The 22,769-nt window shown below is 59.8% G+C and carries 20 protein-coding genes; 19 read left to right on the forward strand and 1 reads right to left on the reverse strand.

Annotated features, from left to right (window positions below; translation table 11 throughout):
- From waaC to KJF94_RS29025, 15 genes are all read left to right on the forward strand, one after another.
- On the forward strand, positions 1–1,062 hold the full coding sequence (gene waaC, locus KJF94_RS28955; protein WP_214380366.1) for a lipopolysaccharide heptosyltransferase I: 1,062 nt from the start codon (positions 1–3) through the stop codon (positions 1,060–1,062).
- Positions 1,062–2,183 (forward strand): glycosyltransferase family 4 protein, encoded by a 1,122-nt coding sequence (locus KJF94_RS28960; protein WP_214380367.1) that lies wholly within the window; start codon positions 1,062–1,064, stop codon positions 2,181–2,183. The genes waaC and KJF94_RS28960 overlap by 1 nt, the downstream gene beginning before the upstream one ends.
- Complete coding sequence (gene rfaP / locus KJF94_RS28965) at positions 2,183–2,989, forward strand: lipopolysaccharide core heptose(I) kinase RfaP (protein WP_214380368.1); 807 nt, start codon at positions 2,183–2,185, stop codon at positions 2,987–2,989. The genes KJF94_RS28960 and rfaP overlap by 1 nt, the downstream gene beginning before the upstream one ends.
- Positions 2,989–3,723, forward strand: a complete 735-nt coding sequence (locus KJF94_RS28970) for a lipopolysaccharide kinase InaA family protein (protein WP_214380369.1) — start codon at positions 2,989–2,991, stop codon at positions 3,721–3,723. The genes rfaP and KJF94_RS28970 overlap by 1 nt, the downstream gene beginning before the upstream one ends.
- Entirely contained in the window at positions 3,720–4,472 is a 753-nt protein-coding gene (locus KJF94_RS28975; protein ID WP_214380370.1) for a lipopolysaccharide kinase InaA family protein, read from the forward strand. The genes KJF94_RS28970 and KJF94_RS28975 overlap by 4 nt, the downstream gene beginning before the upstream one ends.
- Entirely contained in the window at positions 4,472–5,923 is a 1,452-nt protein-coding gene (locus KJF94_RS28980; protein ID WP_214380371.1) for a lipopolysaccharide kinase InaA family protein, read from the forward strand. The genes KJF94_RS28975 and KJF94_RS28980 overlap by 1 nt, the downstream gene beginning before the upstream one ends.
- Positions 5,924–6,174: 251 nt before the next feature.
- Positions 6,175–6,510, forward strand: a complete 336-nt coding sequence (locus KJF94_RS28985) for a YceK/YidQ family lipoprotein (protein ID WP_214380372.1) — start codon at positions 6,175–6,177, stop codon at positions 6,508–6,510.
- Positions 6,511–6,682: 172 nt separating this feature from the next.
- A complete protein-coding gene (locus KJF94_RS28990) occupies positions 6,683–8,440 on the forward strand; it encodes a carbamoyltransferase family protein (protein WP_008027860.1) in 1,758 nt (585 codons plus the stop codon).
- The gene (locus tag KJF94_RS28995) at positions 8,424–9,554 is read left to right on the forward strand and encodes a glycosyltransferase (RefSeq protein ID WP_214380373.1); all 1,131 of its coding nucleotides are present in this window, start codon (positions 8,424–8,426) and stop codon (positions 9,552–9,554) included. The genes KJF94_RS28990 and KJF94_RS28995 overlap by 17 nt, the downstream gene beginning before the upstream one ends.
- Positions 9,554–10,450 (forward strand): antimicrobial resistance protein Mig-14, encoded by an 897-nt coding sequence (locus KJF94_RS29000; RefSeq protein ID WP_214380374.1) that lies wholly within the window; start codon positions 9,554–9,556, stop codon positions 10,448–10,450. Before KJF94_RS28995 ends, KJF94_RS29000 begins: the two co-directional genes overlap by 1 nt.
- Positions 10,451–10,458: 8 nt before the next feature.
- Positions 10,459–11,892, forward strand: a complete 1,434-nt coding sequence (locus KJF94_RS29005; RefSeq protein WP_214380375.1) for a PIG-L deacetylase family protein — start codon at positions 10,459–10,461, stop codon at positions 11,890–11,892.
- Between the two features lie 53 nt (positions 11,893–11,945).
- Positions 11,946–12,830, forward strand: coding sequence for a DUF6625 family protein (locus tag KJF94_RS29010; RefSeq protein ID WP_214380376.1), 885 nt, complete (start codon positions 11,946–11,948; stop codon positions 12,828–12,830).
- Positions 12,827–13,981 (forward strand): glycosyltransferase family 4 protein, encoded by a 1,155-nt coding sequence (locus tag KJF94_RS29015; protein WP_214380377.1) that lies wholly within the window; start codon positions 12,827–12,829, stop codon positions 13,979–13,981. The genes KJF94_RS29010 and KJF94_RS29015 overlap by 4 nt, the downstream gene beginning before the upstream one ends.
- Positions 13,978–14,859: a glycosyltransferase gene (locus KJF94_RS29020; RefSeq protein WP_214380378.1), complete on the forward strand. Its 882-nt coding sequence runs from the start codon at positions 13,978–13,980 to the stop codon at positions 14,857–14,859. The genes KJF94_RS29015 and KJF94_RS29020 overlap by 4 nt, the downstream gene beginning before the upstream one ends.
- Positions 14,860–14,862: 3 nt before the next feature.
- On the forward strand, positions 14,863–15,486 hold the full coding sequence (locus tag KJF94_RS29025) for a CatB-related O-acetyltransferase (protein WP_214380379.1): 624 nt from the start codon (positions 14,863–14,865) through the stop codon (positions 15,484–15,486).
- A gap of 39 nt (positions 15,487–15,525) precedes the next feature.
- On the opposite strand, the gene KJF94_RS29030 is transcribed toward KJF94_RS29025, so the two are convergent.
- Positions 15,526–17,391, reverse strand: a complete 1,866-nt coding sequence (locus KJF94_RS29030) for a bifunctional O-antigen ligase/aminoglycoside phosphotransferase family protein (RefSeq protein WP_214380380.1) — start codon at positions 17,389–17,391, stop codon at positions 15,526–15,528.
- Between the two features lie 154 nt (positions 17,392–17,545).
- On the opposite strand from KJF94_RS29030, the gene msbA reads away from it, so the two are divergent.
- From msbA to KJF94_RS29050, 4 genes are all read left to right on the forward strand, one after another.
- Positions 17,546–19,348, forward strand: coding sequence for a lipid A export permease/ATP-binding protein MsbA (gene msbA, locus KJF94_RS29035; RefSeq protein ID WP_214380381.1), 1,803 nt, complete (start codon positions 17,546–17,548; stop codon positions 19,346–19,348).
- Between the two features lie 176 nt (positions 19,349–19,524).
- On the forward strand, positions 19,525–20,946 hold the full coding sequence (hldE, locus tag KJF94_RS29040) for a bifunctional D-glycero-beta-D-manno-heptose-7-phosphate kinase/D-glycero-beta-D-manno-heptose 1-phosphate adenylyltransferase HldE (protein ID WP_084320943.1): 1,422 nt from the start codon (positions 19,525–19,527) through the stop codon (positions 20,944–20,946).
- A gap of 127 nt (positions 20,947–21,073) precedes the next feature.
- Positions 21,074–22,048: a glycosyltransferase family protein gene (locus KJF94_RS29045; RefSeq protein ID WP_214380382.1), complete on the forward strand. Its 975-nt coding sequence runs from the start codon at positions 21,074–21,076 to the stop codon at positions 22,046–22,048.
- Complete coding sequence (locus KJF94_RS29050) at positions 22,048–22,752, forward strand: hypothetical protein (RefSeq protein ID WP_214380383.1); 705 nt, start codon at positions 22,048–22,050, stop codon at positions 22,750–22,752. Before KJF94_RS29045 ends, KJF94_RS29050 begins: the two co-directional genes overlap by 1 nt.
- The last annotated feature ends 17 nt before the right edge of the window (positions 22,753–22,769 follow it).

Raw genomic sequence — 22,769 nt, forward strand, 5'->3', positions numbered from 1 at the left:
TTGCGGGTTCTGCTGATCAAGACTTCTTCGCTGGGCGACGTGATTCATGCGTTGCCGGCGCTGACCGACGCGGCCCGGGCGATTCCCGGCATCACGTTCGACTGGGTGGTGGAAGAAGGTTTCGCCGAGATCCCGACCTGGCACCCGGCCGTGGGCAAGGTGATTCCGGTGGCGATCCGTCGCTGGCGCAAGAACATCTGGCAGACCATCAAGAGTGGCGAGTGGAAGCGCTTCAAGCAAAGCCTTCGCGCCACGAAATATGATCTGGTGATTGACGCACAGGGCCTGTTGAAAAGCGCCTTGCTGACCCGCTACGTCAAGGCGCCGGTGGCGGGCCTCGATAAAAGTTCGGCACGGGAGCCGATCGCCGCGCGTTTTTATGATCGGCGGCTGGCGGTTGCCCGCGGCCAGCACGCGGTTGAGCGAGTGCGTCAGTTGTTCGCCATCGCCCTGGGCTACGACCTGCCCAAAGGTCTGGGCGACTACGGCCTGAACGTCGAGCGCCTGGTGGAATTGCCGCGCAAGAACCCTTACGTGCTGTTCCTGCACGGCACCACGTGGGACACCAAACACTGGCCCGAAGCCTACTGGCGCGAGCTGGCCGAGCGCGTCGGCTACCTGGGTGTCGGCGTGAAGCTGGCATGGGGCAATCCGGCGGAGAAAGCCCGGGCCGAGCGCATCGCCAAGGACATGCGGCATGTCGAAGTGCTGCCCAAACTGAATCTGGCGGGCATCGGCAAAGTGCTGGCCGGTGCGCAGGCGTGCGTGGCGGTGGACACCGGTCTTGGTCACCTTGCCGCTGCACTGGATGTGCCGACGCTGTCGCTGTTCGGCCCGACCAACCCGGGCCTGACCGGCGCGTATGGCAAGGCGCAGATCCACATCGCCAGCGATTTCCCCTGCGCACCGTGCCTGCAAAAAAAATGCACCTATCAACCGACGGCCGAAGATGCCCGCCGGTTCGACCTGAAACGCGAGTGGCCGCTGTGCTTCACGCGTCTGAATCCCGAGCGTGTCGCGACCCGACTGAGCACGTTGTTACTGGCTGAGGAGCTGCGCTGATGCAATTGGCATTCGTCTTGTACAAGTACTTTCCATTCGGGGGCTTGCAGCGCGATTTCATGCGCATTGCCCTGGAATGTCAGCAGCGCGGTCATCAGATTCGTGTCTACACGCTGATCTGGGAAGGTGACATTCCGCCAGGTTTCGAAGTGCTGGTTGCGCCGGTCAAGGCGTTCTTCAATCATCGCCGCAACGAGAAGCTCAGCGAGTGGATGGAGGCCGATCTGGCCAAACGCCCGGTGGATCGCCTGATTGGTTTTAACAAGATGCCGGGTCTGGACGTTTACTACGCTGCCGACGGTTGTTTCGAAGACAAGGCGCAAAACCTGCGCAACTCGCTGTACCGTCGCTGGGGCCGCTACCGGCACTTCGCCGAGTACGAGCGCGCGGTGTTCGCCAGGGACGCCAAGACTGAAGTGTTGATGATCTCGGAAGTCCAGCAGCCGCTGTTCATCAAGCATTACGACACGCCGCTGGAGCGCTTCCATTTGCTGCCGCCGGGCATCTCTCAGGACCGCCGCGCGCCGGCCAATGCCGCCGAGATCCGCGCCGAATTCCGTCGTGAGTTCAACCTGAAAGACGATGACCTGTTGCTGGTGCAGATCGGCTCCGGGTTCAAGACCAAAGGCGTGGATCGCAGCCTCAAGGCGCTGGCCGCGTTGCCCGCTGATCTGAAGAAACGCACCCGGCTGTTTGTAATTGGCCAGGATGACCCCAAATTGTTCCAGATGCAGAGCGCCACGTTGGGGCTCGGCGACAACGTGACGTTCCTCAAGGGCCGCAGCGATATCCCGCGTTTCCTGCTCGGGGCCGATCTGTTGATCCACCCGGCGTACAACGAAAACACCGGGACCGTGTTGCTCGAAGCCCTGGTGGCCGGGTTGCCGGTGCTGGTGAGTGCGGTCTGCGGTTATGCCCATTACATCGCCGAGGCCGACGCGGGTCTGGTGCTGGATGAACCCTTCGATCAGGCGCAACTGACGCAATACCTGACCGGCATGTTGAACGACACCAATGCACGAGCGGCCTGGAGCCGCAACGGTCTGGCCTTCGCCGAGACGGCCGACCTCTACAGCATGCCGCAACACGCGGCCGATGTGATTCTGGCGGAGCACGCTTAATGAAGTTGATGCTGGCTGAACCGTTCAAGAGCCTTTGGGCCGGACGCGATCCATTCGCCGAGGTCGAAGGGCTTCAAGGCGAGGTGTACCGCGAGCTGGAAGCCCGCCGCACGTTGCGCACCGAGGTGAACGGCAACGGGTTTTTCGTGAAGATCCACCGGGGCATTGGCTGGGGCGAGATCTTCAAAAACCTGCTGACGGCCAAGTTGCCGGTGCTCGGCGCGGGTCAGGAATGGAAAGCCATTCAACGCCTGCAGGAAGTCGGCGTGCCGACCATGACCGCCGTGGCTTATGGCGAGAAGGGCAGCAACCCGGCGGATCAGCATTCGTTCATCGTCACTGAAGAACTGGCACCGACCGTCAGCCTCGAAGACTTCAGCATCGACTGGATCAAGAACCCGCCGGAGCCAAAACTCAAGCGTGCGCTGATCGCCGAAGTCGCGCGCATGACCGGCATGATGCACCGCGCCGGGGTCAACCACCGCGACTGCTACATCTGCCACTTCCTGCTGCACACCGACAAACCGGTGACGGCTGACGATTTCAAGCTTTCGGTGATCGACCTGCACCGCGCCCAGACCCGCCCGGCGATCACCCAACGCTGGCGCAACAAGGATCTGGCGGCACTGTACTTTTCGGCCCTGGACATCGGCCTGACTCAACGCGACAAACTGAGATTCCTCAAAGGTTATTTCCAGCAGCCCCTGCGCCAGATCCTCGGCGAAGAAGCCGGGTTGCTCGCCTGGCTTGAGGGCAAGGCCAGCAAACTCTACGACCGTAAACAGCGATACGGGGATGCGCTCTGATGTCGGGCTGGAAACTGGAACCTGCTTACAGCGATCTGGCCGACGATTTCGGCAGCCTTGAGGCAGTGTTTGCCCTTCAGGGCGAGCAGGTGACCCTCGACCCGTTGTCCGAGGTCGTGCGCGTCAAGCGCAATGGCGTCAACTATTACGTCAAGCGCTACGTGGGCGCTGGCAAGGGCTTGCGCCGCTACCTCGGCAAGCCGCGAGTGAAAATGGAATGGCAGAACCTCAAGCGCTTTGCCAAGTGGGGCATTCCCACGGCGGAAGTGGTGGCCTGGGGGCTTGAGCGGCGCGGTGCAGCCTACGCTCGCGGGGCGATGATCACCCGTGAACTGCCGAATACCGAGGACCTGAATGCTCTGGCTGAGCGGCGTGACCCGAAACTGAGGGATCGTGCCTGGGTCGATCACATCAGTCGGCAACTGGCCGGTTACACCCGGATCATGCACGACAATCGCTTCACCCATAACGATTTGAAGTGGCGCAACCTGCTGGTCGACGATGAGGCGCGACTGTTCCTGATCGACTGCCCCAACGGTGATTTCTGGAGCGGTTTCTGGCTCAAGTACCGCATCACCAAGGATCTGGCGTGTCTGGACAAGGTCGCCAAATATCACCTGTCGGCTACCCAGCGCCTGCGCTTTTACCTGCAATACCGCCAACGGGCGCGGCTCAATGCTGCCGATAAAAAACGGATCCGGCACGTGGTGAGATTTTTCGAGGGACGCGAATGACTGATTTTCTGGCCGCTGAAGACCGTGCGCTACTGGAGCGCCACGGCCTCGGCACCTTCGATGCACTGTGGGCCAGACAGCTTGAGGCTGTGGATGAGCCCAACACCGCACGCGGTGGCTGGAGCAGCGTGTTTCGGCTGGATCTTGAAGGTCACGGCTTCTACCTCAAGCGCCAAAGTAACTACCAGATGCGCACCTTGCACGCGCCCTTCGGCGAGCCGAGTTTTGCCCGGGAATTTCGCAACATCAGCCGTTATGAAAAGCTCGGCATTCCGGCGCTGAAGGCAGCGTTTTTCGGTGAGCGCAAGGTCGACGGCGAAGTCCGGGCGATTTTGCTGACCCGCGCGCTGGACGGCTGGGATGACCTGGATTCGCTGTTGCAGCGCTGGTCGGACCTGGGCCCGGCGCAGCACTCGGCCATTTTGCAGGCGTGCGGGCAACTGGCTCGGCGCCTGCACGGCGCGCGTCAGGTCCATGGCTGCTTCTACCCCAAACACATTTTTCTCCAGGCCACGGGCGACGGTTACATGGCCCAGCTCATCGACCTGGAAAAAACCCGACCGTTGCTGTTCGGTCAGCGTGATCGGATCAAGGATCTGGAGCCGTTGACACGGCGGTCGCCCCAGTGGAGTGATGCGCAACTGCGCGAGTTGTTGGCCGTCTACCTGGACCAGCCGCAGGACAGTTTGCTGATCGACAACTGGCTGACGCGATTGACCGCGCGGCGCAGTTACAAGAGGGCGAACTGATGCGTTTGTCCGAACTGAAAGAGGCGGGTCGCCAACCGCGTCTGCCGCTGAGTATTTCGCTGGCCGATGCCGCCGGGTCTGCCGAGTTGCAGTTGTTGAGCCTGTTGCGGGTGCTGCCAGGCCAGCGCTATGTCGGCGCCGGTGTCTGGCGTGGTCGGCCGGTGTTGGCCAAGTTGTTGGTCGGCAGCAAAGCGGCGCGGCATTTTCAGCGTGAGCTGGACGGCGTGCGTTTGCTTGCCGCCCAGGGGTTGACCACGCCGCAGCTGTTGGCTGATGGCTTGAAGGACGGCGAGGGTGGCTGGTTGCTGTTCGATTTCCTTGAGGGTGCCGAAAGCCTGGGGGATACCTGGAAACTGGTCGAGCATTTGCCGGTGCTCGCGGATGGGCAGGGGGCCGTGTTGGCCGAAGCGCTGGGCGCGATCGGCCAGATGCACCGCAAAGGGCTGTGGCAGGAAGACCTGCACCTGGACAACCTGCTGCGCCAGGGCGGCCGACTGTATTTGATCGACGGTGCCGGGATCTGCACCGAAACCCCAGGCCAACCGCTATCGCGGCAGAAAGTCCTGGAAAACCTCGGGGTGTTTTTTGCCCAGTTGCCCAAGTCGCTGGAACCCTTCACCGAAGAATTGCTGGTGTATTACCTCCTGAGCAATGGCGAACATGCCTTGCCGATGGAGGCGTTGCAGAAGCAGATCGACAAGGTACGCAGTTGGCGCCTCAAGGATTTCCTGATCAAGGTCGGCCGCGAATGCACGCTGTTCAGCGTGCAGCGCGGGGCGTTCGGTTTGCGGGCGATTCGCCGCGAAGAAGAAGCGGCGATGCTGCCGGTGCTGGAGCAGGCCGATGCGTTGCTCGATCAGGGCCATCTGTACAAGACCGGCGGCGCGGCGAGCGTCGGAAAAGTCGAGGTGGCTGGTCGTACGCTGGTGATCAAGCGCTACAACATCAAAGGGTTCGCCCACTGGCTCAAACGCTTCTGGCGCCCGAGCCGTGCCTGGCATTCCTGGCGCGAAGGCAATCGATTGGCGTTCCTGGGTATTGCCACGCCGAAACCGTTGGCGGTACTGGAAAAGCGTTTTCTCTGGTTGCGCAGCCGGGCTTATCTGGTGACGGAGCACTTGCCGGGGCCGGACATCATCGAACGGTTCGCGCCGTACGTTGACAGCGGTCAAGCGCCCGAAGCCGAGCTGGTGGCGCTGGATCATCTGTTTGCGGAGCTGATTCGCGAGCGGATCAGTCACGGCGACTTCAAGGGCCACAACCTGTTCTGGCAAGAGGATCGCTGGGCGCTGATCGATCTGGATGCGATGCGCCAGCATGGCTCGCTCGGCAGCTTCGCCCCGGCGTATGCGCGGGATCGGGCGCGGTTCATGCGTAACTGGCCTGAGAGCAGTGCGTTGCATCAGGTTATTGATCAGCGTTTGCCCAAAGACATCTCTGGCGCTTCCTGAATCGGGTCTCCAACCCTATCGCGAGCAGGCTCGCTCCCACACTGATCCGGGGCGTACGCAGATTATGCGCAAAGCCCGGAAACTGTGGGAGCGGGCTTGGTCTGGGCGGCATTCCGACGATTGCGTCAGGCCAGTCACCCGAGATTAAGGGACAAGTTCTTATGAAATGTCCTACATGATCTCCAGACCCCATGAACTGTGCCCTGAATAGTCGCGATGCTAGTTTGCCTGACGACCTCGGAGGGCAGATCTTGACTATAAAAGCAGCAGTTATGCTGGGCGCATGCTCATTGGCACTCTCCGGCTGCGGGACCGCTGTCACGGTCCTGCAGAATGACGAAGACGCCGCTCGCGGTCTCAGAAAGCAAAAAACCTACTGCCAGTCCATCCCGCGTATCTACAGCGGCCTGGCCTACGATTTTTGTGTGTTGAATGCCCCGCCGGACCCCACGGGCGTTCTCGTACCGCTGGTCCTGCTGGATCTGGCGCTGTCAGGTGCGCTGGATACCGTTTCCCTGCCCTACACGATTTACCGACAAGGGGTGGATGGCAATATCCGGATCTACTGGCGGGCGAGCCGCGGATAGTCCGCGGTTTCGTCGTCGAGCCGGCCATCATTGCGCCGCTGATAACCGTAGGGTCATTCCTGCCATGTTTAAGCTATAATCCCGCCCTTTAGCTGTCTCTCGCCCACTTGCGAGGGCACATTCATTTTGAGGCGCCTTGCGCCTGCATGCAGACTAAAGAGGCTAGACCCCTGTGGCATTGACGATTCTTGGCCTGTCCGGCGCCCTTAGCCATGATCCTTCCGCAGCCTTGTACATCGACGGCAAGCTGGTCGCGGCGGCTGAAGAAGAGCGCTTTGTGCGCGATAAACATGCAAAGAACCGCATGCCTTACGAATCGGCGAAGTTCTGCCTCGAGCAGGCGGGCATCAAACCGTCCGACGTTGACGTAGTCGCCATTCCGTTCGCGCCGATCAGCCTGTTCGGCAAGGCGCGCTGGCACTACGCCAAGCGTTACTGGTACGCCCCGGACCGCGCACTTGACGCGATCCTGATGGGTAACCGCCGCTACAAGCGCTACCGCAACAAGATCGTCTGGTGCCTCGAGCAACTGGGCTTCGATCCGAAGAAGATCAAGATCGAGCCGGTCGAACATCACCTCGCTCACGCCTCCAGCGCTTACCACTGCTCGGGTTTCAAAGAGAAAACCGCGATCCTCGGGATCGACGGCAAGGGTGAGTACGCCACGACCTTCTTCGGCTACGGCGAAAACGGCAAGATCCACAAGATCAAGGAATTCTTCGATCCGGACTCCCTCGGCGGCCTGTACGGTGCGATCACCGAGTTCCTCGGTTTCGAGATGCTCGACGGCGAGTTCAAGGTCATGGGCATGGCGCCGTACGGCGATGCCAGCAAATACGATTTCTCCCGTCTGGCCTCGTTCGAAAACGGCGAACTGGTGATCAACACCGACTACGCCAACGTCATCGGCCTGCGTCGCTATAAAGAGAAGGGCAAGGGTTTCTACTTCTCGCCGAAGCTGATCGAGTGGCTGGGTCCGAAGCGCGAAGGCGACATCGCCGACGAGCCGTACATCCACTACGCCGCGAGCATGCAAGCGCTGTTCGAGAAGCTGGCGTTGCAGATGATCGACCACTACCTGGGCGACGTGCTCAAGGAAACCGGCAAGCTGGCCTTCGCCGGCGGCTGCGCGTTGAACGTCAAGCTGAATCAGAAAATCATCGCCCGCGATGACGTCAAGGAACTGTTCGTGCAGCCTGCGTCCGGCGATGCCGGCACCGCGGTCGGCGCGGCGGCTTATGTGTCTCATGCCCGTGGCGTGCCGGTCGAGAAGATGGAACACGTCTACCTCGGCCCGTCGTACAGCAACGAAGACGTTCTGGCCGCGTGCGCCCGTCACCCGAGCAAACCGGTCTGGCGCAAGCTCGAGAACATGCCGGAAAACATCGCCAAAATCATGGTCGATGGCAACCCGGTGGCCTGGTTCCAGGGCCGCATGGAGTTCGGTCCGCGTGCCTTGGGCGGTCGTTCGATCATCGGTTGCCCGAGCGCGACCGGCGTGGCTGACCGCATCAACCACCAGATCAAGTTCCGCGAGCGCTGGAGGCCTTTCTGCCCGTCGATGCTCGACACCGTCGCACCGCAGATGATCAAGATCGATCACCCCGCGCCGTTCATGACGTTCACTTTTGAAGTGGCGGAAGAGTGGAAGACCCGTGTGCCGGAAGTCGTCCACGAAGACGGTACGTCCCGGGCCCAGGTGCTCAAGCGCGAATACAACCCGCGCTACTACGACATGATGAAGGCACTGGAAGTACTGACCGGAAACGGCGTATCGCTGAACACCTCGCTCAACCGTCGCGGTGAACCGATGATCTGCTCGCCGACGGATGCCCTGAACATGTTCTTCGGTTCCGACCTACAGTATCTGATCATGGAAGACATTCTGGTGGTCAAAGAGGGCGCGGACGCATATGACACGCTCGGCTGAACGCCATGTGCTGCAGTTCTGTCACGGCTATGACGGTCCGTTTCTGGACTGCGCCCGGCAGTACGCCAGCCTGTTCGCGGGGACCGGTTATCGAGTGACCACGGTGTTTCTGACCGGGGTTGCCGATGCCGGCGTTGCCGAGGCCTGCGCCTCCGATGAAGTGCTGTTCATGGAATACAGTTCCAAGGCTATTCGTGGCCTGAAGCTGGGCGCCATCGGCGATCTGCGCAAGATCGCCGCTTCGCGCAATTTCAGTTTCTGCATTGCTCACCGTTTCAAACCGATCTACATCGCCTTGCTTGGCACTTCGTTGCCGGTGATCGGCGTGCATCACGCGTTTGACGACTACAAGCGCGGCACTCGCAAATTCTTTGTGAATTTTTTCCGCAAGCGTTTGAGTCTGCTCGGGGTTTCCGATGCCGTGCGCGACGACATGCGCAGTTGCCTGCCGAATTGGCCGGCTGCACGGATTCAGACGCTCTACAACCGCATCAATGTGCAAGCCTTGCAGGGCAGTCACGTGTCGGTTCGCGAAGCCCGGGAAACCCTGGGTTTGTCCATGGATGCGTGGATTATCGGTAATGTCGGCAGACTGCACCCGGACAAGGACCAGACTACGTTGCTGCACGGATTTGCGGCGGCGTTACCGGGTTTGCCGGCCAACAGCCAGTTGGTGATCCTCGGTATCGGTCGACTGGAACAGGATCTCAAGGCCATGGCCCGTGAGCTGGGAATCGGCGACCGCGTGCTGTTCCTCGGTCAGGTACCCGAAGCCCGTCGTTATTTCCGTGCCTTCGATGTGTTTGCCTTGAGCTCCGATCACGAACCGTTCGGCATGGTGCTGCTGGAGGCCATGGCCGCCGGTGTGCCGTTGCTCGCGACGGCATGCGGCGGTGCGAAGGAAGTGGTCGAGGGCGTCGGCATTCTGTTCCCGCTGGGCGACGCCGAGCACCTGGCTCAAGGGCTGCAACATCTGGCCGCGATGGATGATCAGCAGCGCCGCCAGTGTGCCGAGTTGATGCTCGACCGTTTGCGCGAGCGCTTCTCCGACCGCGCGGTGCGCGATGCTTTCTGGCATTTGCCCACCGTCACCGAACTGGCGGCGAGGGGTTGATGCTCAACCGATTTCAAGGATGGCGCGAGCGTGGCTGGGCGGTGATCGACGCCTCGACGTACACCGAGGCCTGGCACCGTTATGGCGGCAGCGTCGCCACTCATCCGATGGTGGTCGAGCGCCTGGCGCAGTTGGCCGATATTCCGGTGCGTTACCTGGCCTGGGCGCCAAATGGCGAAGTCCAGGCTGCGATTCCGACCTGGGGTCGCGACCTTGCCTTGTCCAAGGACGTGCTTAAGCGCAACGGTAAAAAGGGCCTGTTCGACCTCGGCAATGCCGAGTTCATCCTGCCTGCCGCCGCTGATGCGCAAGCGCCCCTGCGCCATCGTGCACGTTACTTGTCCGCGCTGAATGAAGGCCGCTTCAGCGGCATCAGGCTGCAGGCAGAACAACTGGCCATGGCCCGCACTCCCGAAGAGCTGTCGAAGAAGTTTCGCTATAACCAGCGTCGCGAATTGCGTTTGCTGGAAGAGGCGGGCGGCGTGGTGCGGCCGGTCAGCGAGTTTTCCAGCGGCGAGCTGGCGGCAATTTACTGCGACTTGTTCCAGCGTCGCTGGGGCTTTCCGGCGACCGGTGCCGAGCGCATGGCCGAGGTGATCGAGTTGTTGCGTGACTTGCTGATCGGCTCGGTGATTTTCCTGAACGATGCGCCGATTGCTATTCAACTGGTGTACCGCGTCGAAGCGCCGCAATGGATCAGCGTCGAGTACATCAACGGTGGCGTCGATCCCGAAACCCGTGAATTCAGCCCCGGTAGCGTCTTGAGTTTTCTCAATACCCAAAACGCCTGGGAGCACGCGCGTGCGCTGGACAAGCCGCTGCGCTTTTCCTTCGGTCGCGCCGACCGTGAATACAAGGACCGCTGGTGTAATCCTGTGCCGGTCTTCACCGTATGAGCGAGCCCATGAGTCGTAAACAGCAACTGCTCAAGCGCCACCGGCGCAACAAACGCATCGGCCTGCTGATCGCCCTGGTGCTGTTGATTGTCATCGGCGTGCTGGTGGCCTGGTGGCTGCCGCTGGTGCTGGCGGTGCTGGGTTGGATCGCTCACGAAGCCTGGTTCGCCGACCATTTGTTTTATTCGCCCAAGGACGATTACGCGTACAGCTTCCCGCCTTACACCCCGCAACCCAAGATTCACCTGGACGGTGAGCGTTTGCGCCTGGATGACGGCGTCATGCTGGTGGACGACGCTACGCTGGTGTTGGCCCTGCGGATCAAAAGCACCTGGCTGGGACGCTTTATCGACCCGGCTGTCGAATTGTCGGGTGGCGATAATCCCGATCGACAAACCTTCGAGCGCGGTGCCAACGGGCTGCGCTATCTCAACCTCAGTGGTCAGGCGCAAGTGCTGTCGCGAGGCGAGTTGCGTCTGCGCGGACGTTTTTGCCGAGTGCTGGGCGAACCCGTGCTCTGGGCGTTCGAACAACCGGATTACCGCCGTCAGCGGGTGATGGTCATCGCACCTCACGCCGATGACGCCGAACTGGCGGCCTACAGTCTGTACAGTCAGGCCGACGAAGCCTGGATCGTCACCCTAACTGCCGGCGAAATCGAAGCAGAACATTATCAGCAGATCGGCCTGAACAAGGTCGAATCAGCGCGCCTCAAGGGGCGGCTGCGGGCCTGGGACAGCATCGCCGTGCCGCGCTGGGCCGGGGTGCCCGAAGCCCATTGCGTGCAGTTGGGCTATTTCTGCCTGCAGTTGGCGGCGATGCAGGCAGCGCCGTCCCGGCCAGTGGGGTCGCGGGAAGCGGAGATGGACGACACCCGACTGTTCCGCCAGTTGAACCCCTTTGCACTGCCGGGCGACACCGATGGTGCGCCGACCTGGAACAACCTGTTGGCCGACCTGCGCGAACTGCTGCTGCGGGCCCGCCCTGAAGTCATCGTGTTACCGCACCCGACGCTCGATCCGCACCCGGACCACATTTGCGCCCAACAAGCGATCCTTGAAGCATTGCGAGGCCTGGAGTGGCAGCCAACCACGTTGCTCGGTTATGCCAACCATTTGCATGACAACGATCGCTGGCCCATGGGGGATGCTGGCCATGGCATCGCACTGCCGCCCGCCTTCGATTCGTCGGTGCCGATGCAGCCTTACTGCCTTCCGGTTCCCGTGACACTTCAGCGAGATAAAGCCATGGCGCTGGGGATGATGCACGACCTGCAGCCGCGCATGCCATTCAAGCGGCGACTGCGTCGGTTGATACAGTGGCTCTTGGCCAGTAGAGTGACGCCCCTCTATGGCGAGAATGAATTCTTTCGCAAGGCGGTCAGACGCCAGGAACTGTTCTGGCTTCTGAAGCATGGCGAAACATCTGCGAAGCAGAACTGAAGTACAACTCTGCCTAGCATGGCGGCGATTCCAGCATTGATAGTGAGTTTTCCGTGATTAATCCATGCCCGCGTATTTTGTTTCTGATGCCTTATTTCGGCCGCTGGCCCTTCTGGATGCCGTTTTTTCTGGAGAGCTGCCGTCGTAATCCCGACATCGACTGGTTGTTCTTCACAGACTGCGGCGTTCCCGAGAATCTGCCGCCCAACGTGACCGTCGAATGCATGATGTTCAGCGATTACTGTGGACTGGTCTCCCAGCGGCTGGGGATCGACTTTGCGCCGACCCAGGCTTACAAACTGTGCGACATCAGGCCCGCGTTTGGTCTTATTCATGCCGACCGCCTGGAGGGCTATGATTTCTGGGCGTTCGGCGATATTGACTTGGTGTACGGCGACCTGCGCAGCTACTTCACTGCGGATCGGCTCGCCTCGTACGACCTGTACTCCACCCACGAGCGGCGAGTGGCCGGGCATCTTTGCCTGATCAGAAACACCCCCCGCAAGCGTGAGTTGTTCAGGCAGATCAAGGACTGGGAAGCGCGTTTCACCGATCAGAAGCATCATGCGATCGACGAAGGTGCGTTCAGTCGAATCTTTCTCTGGCGCAAGAATTTTCCCGAACCCTTGTTCAAACTGGTGGGCAAGTTCAACCCGTGGCGCCGACGCAGCGAATTCACCGAGGCATTCAGTACGCCGGGTGGTTGCATCAAGTGGCATGACGGGACCGATAATTTCCCGCACCAATGGTATTGGCGCGACGGCCATCTGACCAATGATCGCGATGGCGATCGCCGGTTTCCGTATTTTCATTTCGTTTGCTGGAAACGCAACGAGTGGCCACAGTTGCCTCAACCTGATCCGGCGGAGGTCAAGCGTCTCGCCGCTGAACCCGCCTGGGTGATCGATGCGACTGGTTTTCACCGGGGAGAGTTATGAGTCAGCGGTTAAAGGTTCTGCAGCTGCAGCCTGACTACAATGTCAAAGCCCATGACTTTGCCGACCTGGCGGAGCAGATCGTCAAGGCTTTGCCGGATGATCGCTATGAGGTGACCGCAGCGTTCCTGCGCGGCAAACCCGGGCCGGGCGAGGCCGTGAGCCGTGCCGCGCGTTCCGTTTATTTCGAGTTTTCCGACAAATCGCTCAAGGGCATGCGGCTGCGCGCCATGTGGCGGCTGTATCAGTTTTGCCGCAAAGAAAAATTCGATGTGGTGATCTGCAACCGCTTCAAGCCGGTCAATATGATGCTGACGCTCAACCGCTGGTTGAAAGTGCCATTGTGCATCGGTATCTCCCACGGCTTTGGTGAGTACGACCGGTTCTACAGACGTCGCCAGACCCAGCGCCTGATCGATAGTCACTGGTGTTTTGTCGGTGTGTCGCCGGCGGTCAAACAGTACCTGCTGGATTGTGACTGCGGTTTCACCGATCAAAACACCTATGCCATTACCAATGCGATCGACATCGAACAGGCCGAAGGCTTGCAACACAGCCGCGAACGCGCCCGTGAACTGCTCGGCATTGATCCGTCGGTGCGGTTGATCGGCGCGTTGGGCCGGTTGGTGCCGGTCAAGGGCCACACCTACCTGTTGCAGGCGTTTGCGGCACTCAAGGACAAGTACCCGAACACCCAGTTGGCGATCATCGGTGCCGGCCGCGAAGAGTCGCGCCTGGCCGCCGAGATCGAGCGTCTGGGCCTGAACGGGCGTGCACACCTGCTGGGCTTCAAGGAAAACGCCTTGCAGTACGTTCGCGCCTTTGACATCTGGACCATGCCATCGCTGGCCGAAGGTCTCGGGCTGGCATTGCTCGAAGGCATGAGCGGTCATCTTCCGGTCATCGCCTCCAACGTCCCCGCGATGTTGCCGCTGATTGAGGGCGCAGGCGGTCTGGCGATTACACCAAAGGATGTGCCGAGCCTGGTCGCGGCACTCGATAACTACCTTGGGCTGTCGGATGAGGCGCTCAAGACCAAGGGCGAACAGGCCTACCGTTATCTCCAGGAACAGCACGACATCGAGGTGTTCCGTCAGGAGTACCTGAACCTGATCGACTCCGGCTTGAGCAAGGCCCGCAAGGAACAATCATGAGCGACGCACAACCCATCGTCACGGTCATCATCGCGTCGTATAACCACGGTCGTTATATCGAGGACAGCATTCTCAGCGTCCTCAACCAGACCTATGCAAACATCGAGTTGCTGGTGGTCGATGATGGCTCCAGCGATGACAGTGTCGAGCGGATCAACGCCTTGCAGGCGCAACACGGCTTTGATTTCCGTGTTCAGCAGAACCAGGGGCTGACCAATACCCTCAACGGTGCCATTGCGCGCGCAAAGGGCAGTCTGATCGTGCCTTTCGGTTCCGATGACATCATGCTGCCCGAGCGCATCGCCACGCAGGTGGCTTACCTGGATGGCAAGCCCGAGGTCGGCATCTGCGCCGGCAACATCGAACTGATCGACGCCGACGGCAATCCGTACCCGGAGTCGCGTCAGCGCCGCGATGTGCCGTTCCGTCGCCTGGATTTCGATGACATGTTCCTGGAGCGCAAGCCCTATCCGCCGGCACCGACCCTGATGATCCGCCGCGAAGCGCTGGACAAGGTCGGCGGGTTCGATCCGAACATTCGTCTGGAAGATCTGCTGATCGAACTGAAAGTGACCCATGCGGGTTACTTCATTGATGGCTTGAACGTGCTGATGGCGCGCTATCGCAAGCACGCCACCAATTCCTACAAGAATCACCGCTTCATGATCGACAACATCCTGCGTACCTATGCGTTGTTCAGCGATCATCCGCTGTACGAGCACGTGCGCTACAAGTTTCTCAGTTCGATGTTCCTGAAAACCGCCAATCGAGACCGCAAGCTGGCGCGAGAGCTTCTGGCGCAGATTCCGTTCAGGGCGTGGAACAAGAAGACCTGGCGTGGCCTGGGCCGCCTGTTCTTGCCGTTGGAAAAGGATTGAACCGTGGGCTGGATTCAACGCTATCGGGAAAAACGCGCGAAACGAGCGATCAGAAAGCTGCCGAAGTTTGAGCGGGGCATGGCGCGTTTCAGGGCGCAATATCCGGACTACGCCTTTGGCCGTGGCAGTTATGGTGTGCCACAGGTCCATGACTGGAAGGAAGGCTCGACGCTGAGCATTGGTGCGTATTGCTCGATCGCTGAAGGCGTGCAGATTTTTCTCGGTGGCCACCATCGTGCGGATTGGGTCACCACATTCCCGTTCCCGGTAATGGTTGCGCAGGCCGCACATATCAGCGGTTACAGCGGCACCCACGGCGATGTGAACATCGGCAACGATGTGTGGCTGTGTTCAAACAGCACGATACTTTCAGGTGTGACCGTGGGGGACGGCGCAATCGTTGCCGCGGGCGCGCTAGTGACTCGCGATGTCGAGCCCTACGCGGTAGTCGGTGGCAATCCGGCGCGTTTCCTGCGTTGGCGCTTCCCTGAGGAGCAGCGTCTGCTGCTCCTTCAGAGTGCCTGGTGGAGCTGGCCGGAAGCCGAGTTGCACAGTCTGGCCGACAAACTCTGCAGCGATGATATCGAAGGCTTCCTTGCCTATGCCCGTCAGCGTCCGCCCGTCTGATCGTTCAAGGTTGACGAGCTGTACGGGCGAGGGTTTCGGTCATACATGAGCCCGCTCGGGCTGGTTGGCCGCCAGTACTTGCTTGTGCAGGTTATCCACCGCGGATTTCGATGCGGTCACGGCGTAGCCCTGAAGCAGTGCCTGGAAATGCTCTTCGAACAACCAGCGATGATCGACGGTGTAGCGCTGCATATGGCGCAGGTTGCGCTGACGCAGGGACAGGCTCAGTGACGAAGGGTAAATGCGCAGGTCCGCCACGTCGATCAGGCCGAACTCGCCGTCCTCCAGCACCAGCACGTTCCCCAGATGCAGAGACCGGAAATACACCCCCTGCTCGTGCAGTTGTGCCATGAACTTGCCGAATCGCTCGACCAGCGCCTGTCGCACGTCCGGAGCCGTGATCGCTTGCAGGACCTGGCGCAGGGTGTTGCCTGGCAGAGGCGTGTAGTGCACGGCGCTGCTGCCGTCCTTGACGCGGTACAGATCCAGAATCTGCGGTGTCGGGATGCCCATGCGGCGTAGCCGCTCGCTGTTGATGGCAAAGCGTTCGGAATACGGATCGAAGCTGCCCGAGGTGTACCAGCAACGGCGGCGGAACAGCTTGAGGAAACTGCCATCGACCAGACGCAGGACCTTGGGGCCCAGACCATCTTCCTCGATCACCTGGGCGTTGGCCGTCAATTTTTGCAGGGCTGCCTGCGCCAATTGCTTGATCGGCATGGCCAGCAGGCGACCAGCGCGCTGGTTGATACTCAGCGCGGCGATCAGTGCCAGGGGAATCCACAGCAGGAACCAGTGTTCCTTGGGGCGCGAAATGATCCCGCCGCCTTCGGTCAGACCCGCACCGATACCGAACACCAGCCAGGTCGAAGCGATGATGAACAGCGGTTGCACTCGATGGCGCCAGCTGCTCAGCAGGCCCCAGGCCTGGAAGAACAGCCACGGGATAAAACCGAGAATACCGACATAGTAGAGAACGCCCAGGGCGAAACTGTGGGGTTCTGCCAGCATGTAGCCCACGCCCGGATCGACGTTCAGACTGGCGTCATAGCCATGACCGATCCAGGGGTGTTCGGCGATTTTGTTCAGGACCATCTGCCAGATTTCGAAACGATAGGAATCGCCTCGTCCGAAAATCATGTTCGAGAAAAGCGCAATCACCGACGCTCCGCCGACGAGCATGATGCCCAGCAATACGATGGACCGGCGGTTCCAGCAGATGAAGCCCAGCCACAGCGCGGCCAGTGACAGCGCAACCAGCGGTGTCCGGGAGCCGGTGGCGATCACTGCAATGAACATGATCGCCATTGCGGGGATGCTCAACCAGAGTATCTGCGGGCGCTTGCAGGTCATGCTCAGGCTCAGCCAATAGGCGCAGAAGAAACCGAACAAGTGCGAGCTCAATAATGGATTGTCGAACGCGCCGCCACCAATCAGGCGCCGGCCCGGCTCATAGACGTGGGCAAACGTGTAGAGGTTGTAGATCGACGCGATCAGCCCGACTATCGCTGCGCTGAACAGCAGGGGCTGGACGATCTCGCTGCGGTAGCGCACCAGCAGGTAGCACCCGACGAACAGCATCAGCGTGTGGAGCGGCGCCTTGATCTTGCCGGAAAATCCTTCATCGCCCGGGCTCCAGCACAGACTCAACAGCGCCCAACCGACGAACAGCAGCATCGCAATGAAGATGGGCTCGCGTAGCAACTCTTTGAGTTCACGGGGTCGCAGGCAAAGCGCTATCAGCGCTGGAATGCTGAACAAGCCGTAGTAGAGCTTATGAAGCAGGCTGCGGTCCGGCAGGAAGAACAGCGAGCACAGAAGCAATAGATAGCCGAGTGGAAGCATCCACAGGCAAATGAAATCGAAGACTCGATTGGACGTACTGTTGAAACCGCTGAGTTGCATGCTGAGAAATTCAATCCTGAAGTTGATCGGCCATTCCGGTGATGGCTATATGATACCGTTTGCGCCGTCTAACAATAACAGCCTTTATGCGATTGCCAGAACCCGGAGGAAGCTGTGCTAAAGTCAGCGTCCTTTTTATCGACATTCGCGTGATATGACCGACTCCAGTCTCTCCGCAAGCCCCTCGAGCTTGAAAATCTACTTCCGTCTGCTCGGTTATGTCCGGCCGTACATCAGCCTGTTCCTGATCAGCATCGTCGGTTTTCTGATTTTCGCTTCGACGCAGCCAATGCTCGGCTACATCCTCAAGTACTTCGTCGATGGCCTGTCCAATCCCGAAGCGGTGCTGTTTCCCAGCGTCCCCTATCTGCGCGACCTGCAACTGCTGCAAGCGGTGCCGTTGCTGATCATCCTGATCGCTGCCTGGCAGGGGTTGGGATCTTATCTGGGCAACTACTTCCTCGCCAAGGTTTCTCTCGGGCTGGTCCACGACCTGCGGGTGCAGATGTTCAATAACCTGCTGGTTTTGCCAAACCGGTATTTCGACAAGCATAACTCCGGTCACCTGATTTCCCGTATCACCTTTAACGTGACCATGGTCACCGGGGCGGCCACAGATGCGATCAAGGTCGTAATCCGTGAAGGCATGACGGTGATCTTCCTGTTTGCCTCGCTGCTGTTCATGAACTGGCGCCTGACCCTGGTCATGGTCGCGATCCTGCCGTTGATCGCGTTGATGGTCCGTACCGCGAGCAAGAAATTCCGCAAGCAGAGCAAGAAGATCCAGGCGGCCATGGGCGACGTGACGCACGTGGCGTCGGAAACCATCCAGGGCTATCGCGTGGTGCGCAGCTTCGGCGGCGAAGTCTATGAAGAGAAGCGCTTCTTCAACGCCAGCCAGGGCAATACCGACAAGCAATTGCGCATGACCCGTACCGGCGCTATCTACACGCCGCTGCTGCAGTTGGTGATCTACAGCGCCATGGCCGTGCTGATGTTCCTGGTCCTTTTCCTGCGTGGCGATGCGTCCGCCGGTGACATGGTGGCCTACATCACCCTGGCAGGCCTGCTGCCCAAGCCGATCCGTCAATTGTCCGAAGTCAGCTCGACCATTCAAAAAGGCGTGGCCGGTGCCGAAAGCATCTTCGAACAACTGGACGTTGAACCGGAAGTCGATACCGGCACCGTAGAGCGCGATGCCGTGAGCGGGCGCCTGGATGTGCGGCATCTGAGCTTCACCTACCCTGGCACCGAGCGTCAGGTACTCGACGACATCAGTTTCTCGGTCGAACCCGGGCAAATGGTGGCGCTGGTGGGGCGTTCGGGCAGCGGCAAGTCGACCCTGGCCAACCTGATTCCGCGCTTCTATCACCACGACAAGGGCGAGATCCTGATCGACGGCGTCGAGGTGGAACAGTACAAACTGCTGAACCTGCGCAAGCACATCGCCCAGGTCACCCAGCACGTGACGTTGTTCAGCGATACCGTGGCCAACAACATTGCGTACGGCGATCTGGCCGGCGCGCCCCGTGAAGACATCGAAAAAGCGGCGAAAGACGCTTATGCGATGGACTTCATCGCACAACTGCCCGAAGGCCTGGACACTCAGGTCGGCGAAAACGGCGTATTGCTGTCCGGTGGCCAGCGTCAGCGTCTGGCGATTGCCCGGGCCCTGTTGAAGAACGCGCCTTTGCTGATTCTCGACGAAGCCACCTCGGCCCTCGACACCGAATCGGAGCGGCACATCCAGGCGGCTCTGGATCAAGTGATGAAAGGCCGGACAACCCTGGTGATTGCTCATCGTCTGTCGACCATCGAGAAGGCCGACCTGATTCTGGTCATGGATCAGGGCCGTATCGTCGAGCGCGGCACGCATGCCGAGCTTCTGGCGCAAAACGGCTATTACGCCCGCCTGAACGCCATGGGCCTCGATGCTCCGGCTGAAGATATCGCCTGATTCCTGTCGACGTTCATTTGTCATGAACGACTGAAAAAAATCGCAGTCTGAAGTTTTCGAACTTGCACAGGCTGCGATTTTTTTGCTTTTGGCGCCCTCGTTCATGCCATGAGCAAGCCCTGCGCCAACCCTGTGCTAATATCCCGCCCTTGTTCATTTTGTATGTGGGTTGCTCCATGAAGTTGTCCATGCCGCGATTCGATCAAGCCCCTGTATTGGTGGTCGGCGATGTCATGCTCGACCGCTACTGGCATGGCGGTACCTCACGGATTTCCCCTGAGGCACCGGTACCGGTGGTCAAGGTCGAGCAAATCGAGGACCGCCCGGGCGGTGCCGCTAACGTTGCCCTGAACATTGCCGCGCTCGGCGCACCGGCCTCGCTGGTCGGTGTGACCGGCGACGACGAAGCTGCCGACAGCCTGGCCAATAGTCTTCAGGGCGCGGGTGTGCGCGCATTGTTCCAGCGTATTGCGCACCAGCCGACCATCGTCAAGTTGCGGGTCATGAGTCGTCACCAGCAGTTGCTGCGTATCGACTTCGAAGAACCCTTTGCCACCGACGCCCTGGCGCTGGGTGAGCAAGTTGACGAGTTGCTTGAAGGCATCAAGGTGCTGGTGCTGTCCGACTACGGCAAAGGCGCGCTGAAAAACCATCAGGTACTGATCCAGGCGGCCCGTGCACGTGGCATTCCGGTGCTGGCGGATCCCAAGGGCAAGGATTTCTCGATTTACCGGGGGGCGAGCCTGATTACCCCGAACCTCAGCGAATTCGAAACGATCGTCGGCGGTTGCGCCGATGAGCACGAGCTGGTGAGCAAGGGCGCGCAGTTGATGCACGATCTTGACCTCGGCGCGTTGCTGGTAACCCGTGGCGAACACGGCATGACCCTGTTGCGTCCGGATCATCCTGCATTGCACTTGCCCGCCCGCGCGCGAGAAGTGTTCGACGTGACCGGTGCCGGCGACACGGTGATTTCCACCCTGGCGGCTGCGATCGCCGCTGGCGAAGAATTGCCCCACGCGGTGGCGTTGGCCAACCTGGCGGCCGGCATCGTGGTTGGCAAGCTCGGCACGGCGGCCATCAGCGCTCCGGAGCTACGGCGTGCCATTCAGCGCGAGGAAGGTTCCGAGCGCGGTGTGTTGGGCCTGGAGCAGTTACTGTTGGCGGTTGACGATGCGCGTGCGCACAAAGAAAAGATCGTCTTCACTAACGGTTGTTTCGACATCCTGCATGCCGGTCATGTGACCTACCTCGAGCAGGCACGGGCCCAGGGGGATCGTCTGATCGTCGCGGTCAACGACGATGCATCGGTAAGCCGTCTGAAAGGGCCGGGACGTCCGATCAACAGTGTCGACCGTCGCATGGCTGTGCTGGCGGGCCTGGGTGCTGTGGATTGGGTGATCAGCTTCCCTGAAGGCACTCCTGAAAATCTGCTGCGCGAGGTAAAACCGGACGTGCTGGTCAAGGGGGGCGACTACGGGATCGATCAAGTGGTCGGTGCAGACATCGTGACGGCTTACGGCGGTACCGTGAAGGTGCTGGGGTTGGTTGAAAACAGCTCGACAACAGCGATTGTCGAGAAGATTCGCAGCCATTGATGAGTTTAATGAACCCCGTTTCATACTGCGTATGAAGGGGGTTTATCGTGAGGACATAACCGTCCCCGAGGATGTTGGCGGGTATCACCCAGTGCTTTTGTCTGCCTTGCCTCGTGGTCAATGATTTATGAAAGTCATGCTCCTGGTAATGGACGAGCAGCGAGTGATTCTGGATCGTCTGTATGAAATCGTGCAGCGGAACTGCGACGAGTGTGTCGTTTATCGCCTGAGCAAAAAGCAGCAAATGAAGCTGGGTCCGTTTCTCGCTTCCGTCAATTACCAGGACTTTGACCGGGTCGTAATCTTCTCCAGGGTCAAGCGCCTCGTCCCTCAACTAAGGATCCTGAAGTGTATTCCGGGTCTGGTGTTTCTCGAGCATGACGCTTATCAGAACTACATGCCCGAGAGTAAATACCTACGGGTTTACTCGCGTCTATACAGCCGTCTGCCTAGTTCTCGCGTATTGGTTTCCGGCGCTCTCGTAGCGCGTCGGATGAAAACTGAAAACATTGATGCAGTGTTCGTTTCGAAGGGATATGACGAACAAATGCTGCACAACACCAACCGTGTTCGGGACATTCCGGTGGCTTTTCTGGGCAGTCTGAAAAGTACGGAGTACGCGCAGCGCAGGGCGCTTCTTGAATCCCTTTCCCTGCGTACCGGCATGTTGGTAGGCCGCACCAAGTCGGGCGCTGAATATCTGGAAATGCTCAATCGCATCAAGATTTTTGTGAGCGCCGATATCGGCATGAATGAATTCATGATCAAGAACTTTGAAGCGATGGCGTGTGGCTGTGTGTTGCTGGCCTGGAGTCAGGGTGAAGAAGACCAATTGCTGGGCTTCCGGGATATGCACAATACGGTTTTCTATCGCTCTGAAGATGAGGCCGTGGAAAAACTCCAGCTGCTGCAGAGTGACCCGTTGCTGACGGCTCGTATCGCCAGTAACGGGCAGGCGTTCGCCGAGAGCCAGTATTCCTTTGCTCGTGTGGGTCGCACACTCGCTGCCGAGATTCAGCGTGAAATGCGTCCCTGGCAACCACCTTCAGTGTTAACTCGCCTGTGGGTAAAGGTGCGTTACGGCATGCAGGTTCCAGAGTAATGGAAAATCACCCGCCTCAAACCGATGAGCCAATGGTGCTGGATGCGCTTCCAGGTGGTCATCAGTCTGTTCCGGGCGGGCTGCCGCAGGAACTGAAGGAGTGCCTGCGCAGGGCGCCGCGGGTGCTGCTGGTTGCCAACAATCCAGCCATTACCCGGGACGATTTCCAGGCGCTGAACATCGGCGCCGATGATGTCGTCGTCAGCTTCAACAACTGTGTGCTGGCGACGTTACTTTCCCCACAAAGCGTCAATCTCTTCGTACATGGTTTCAATTCGCCGGACGCCTACTTTTTTGGCCTTCCCTACGGGCCTGAAGTGCAGCGGCTTTCCACGCAGAGTGACGCGCGGTGTTTCACGATGTTGGTGGGATGCACCGGTGCCATGTGCCCCATGCCGCAGGTGGCGCTCTACTGGGAACGTATTCCGTTGCCGGCATTGTGGAACTACCCGGTCGATCGTCCAGACGGTAAACGCTATGTCGGACCCTCCACCGGTTTCAATGCGCTGGTGTTGTTTGACTGGCTGCGTGGACAAGCAGGATATGACTACCAACTCATGACGTTAGGTTTTTCCAACGAGGCGGGTAAACGCTGGAGCGGGCATGCCTGGGATTATGAGCGGGACTGGTTGCAAAAATCAGACGTCATCGTGATACCTCTGCGGCGTCGCCGTTGGTGGCAGAAGTTGTTTCGTCGCGGATGACATGTCGCCGGTTGCCA

Origin of the sequence: Pseudomonas hormoni, assembly GCF_018502625.1 — a bacterium.
Classification (GTDB): Bacteria; Pseudomonadota; Gammaproteobacteria; order Pseudomonadales; family Pseudomonadaceae; genus Aquipseudomonas; species Aquipseudomonas hormoni.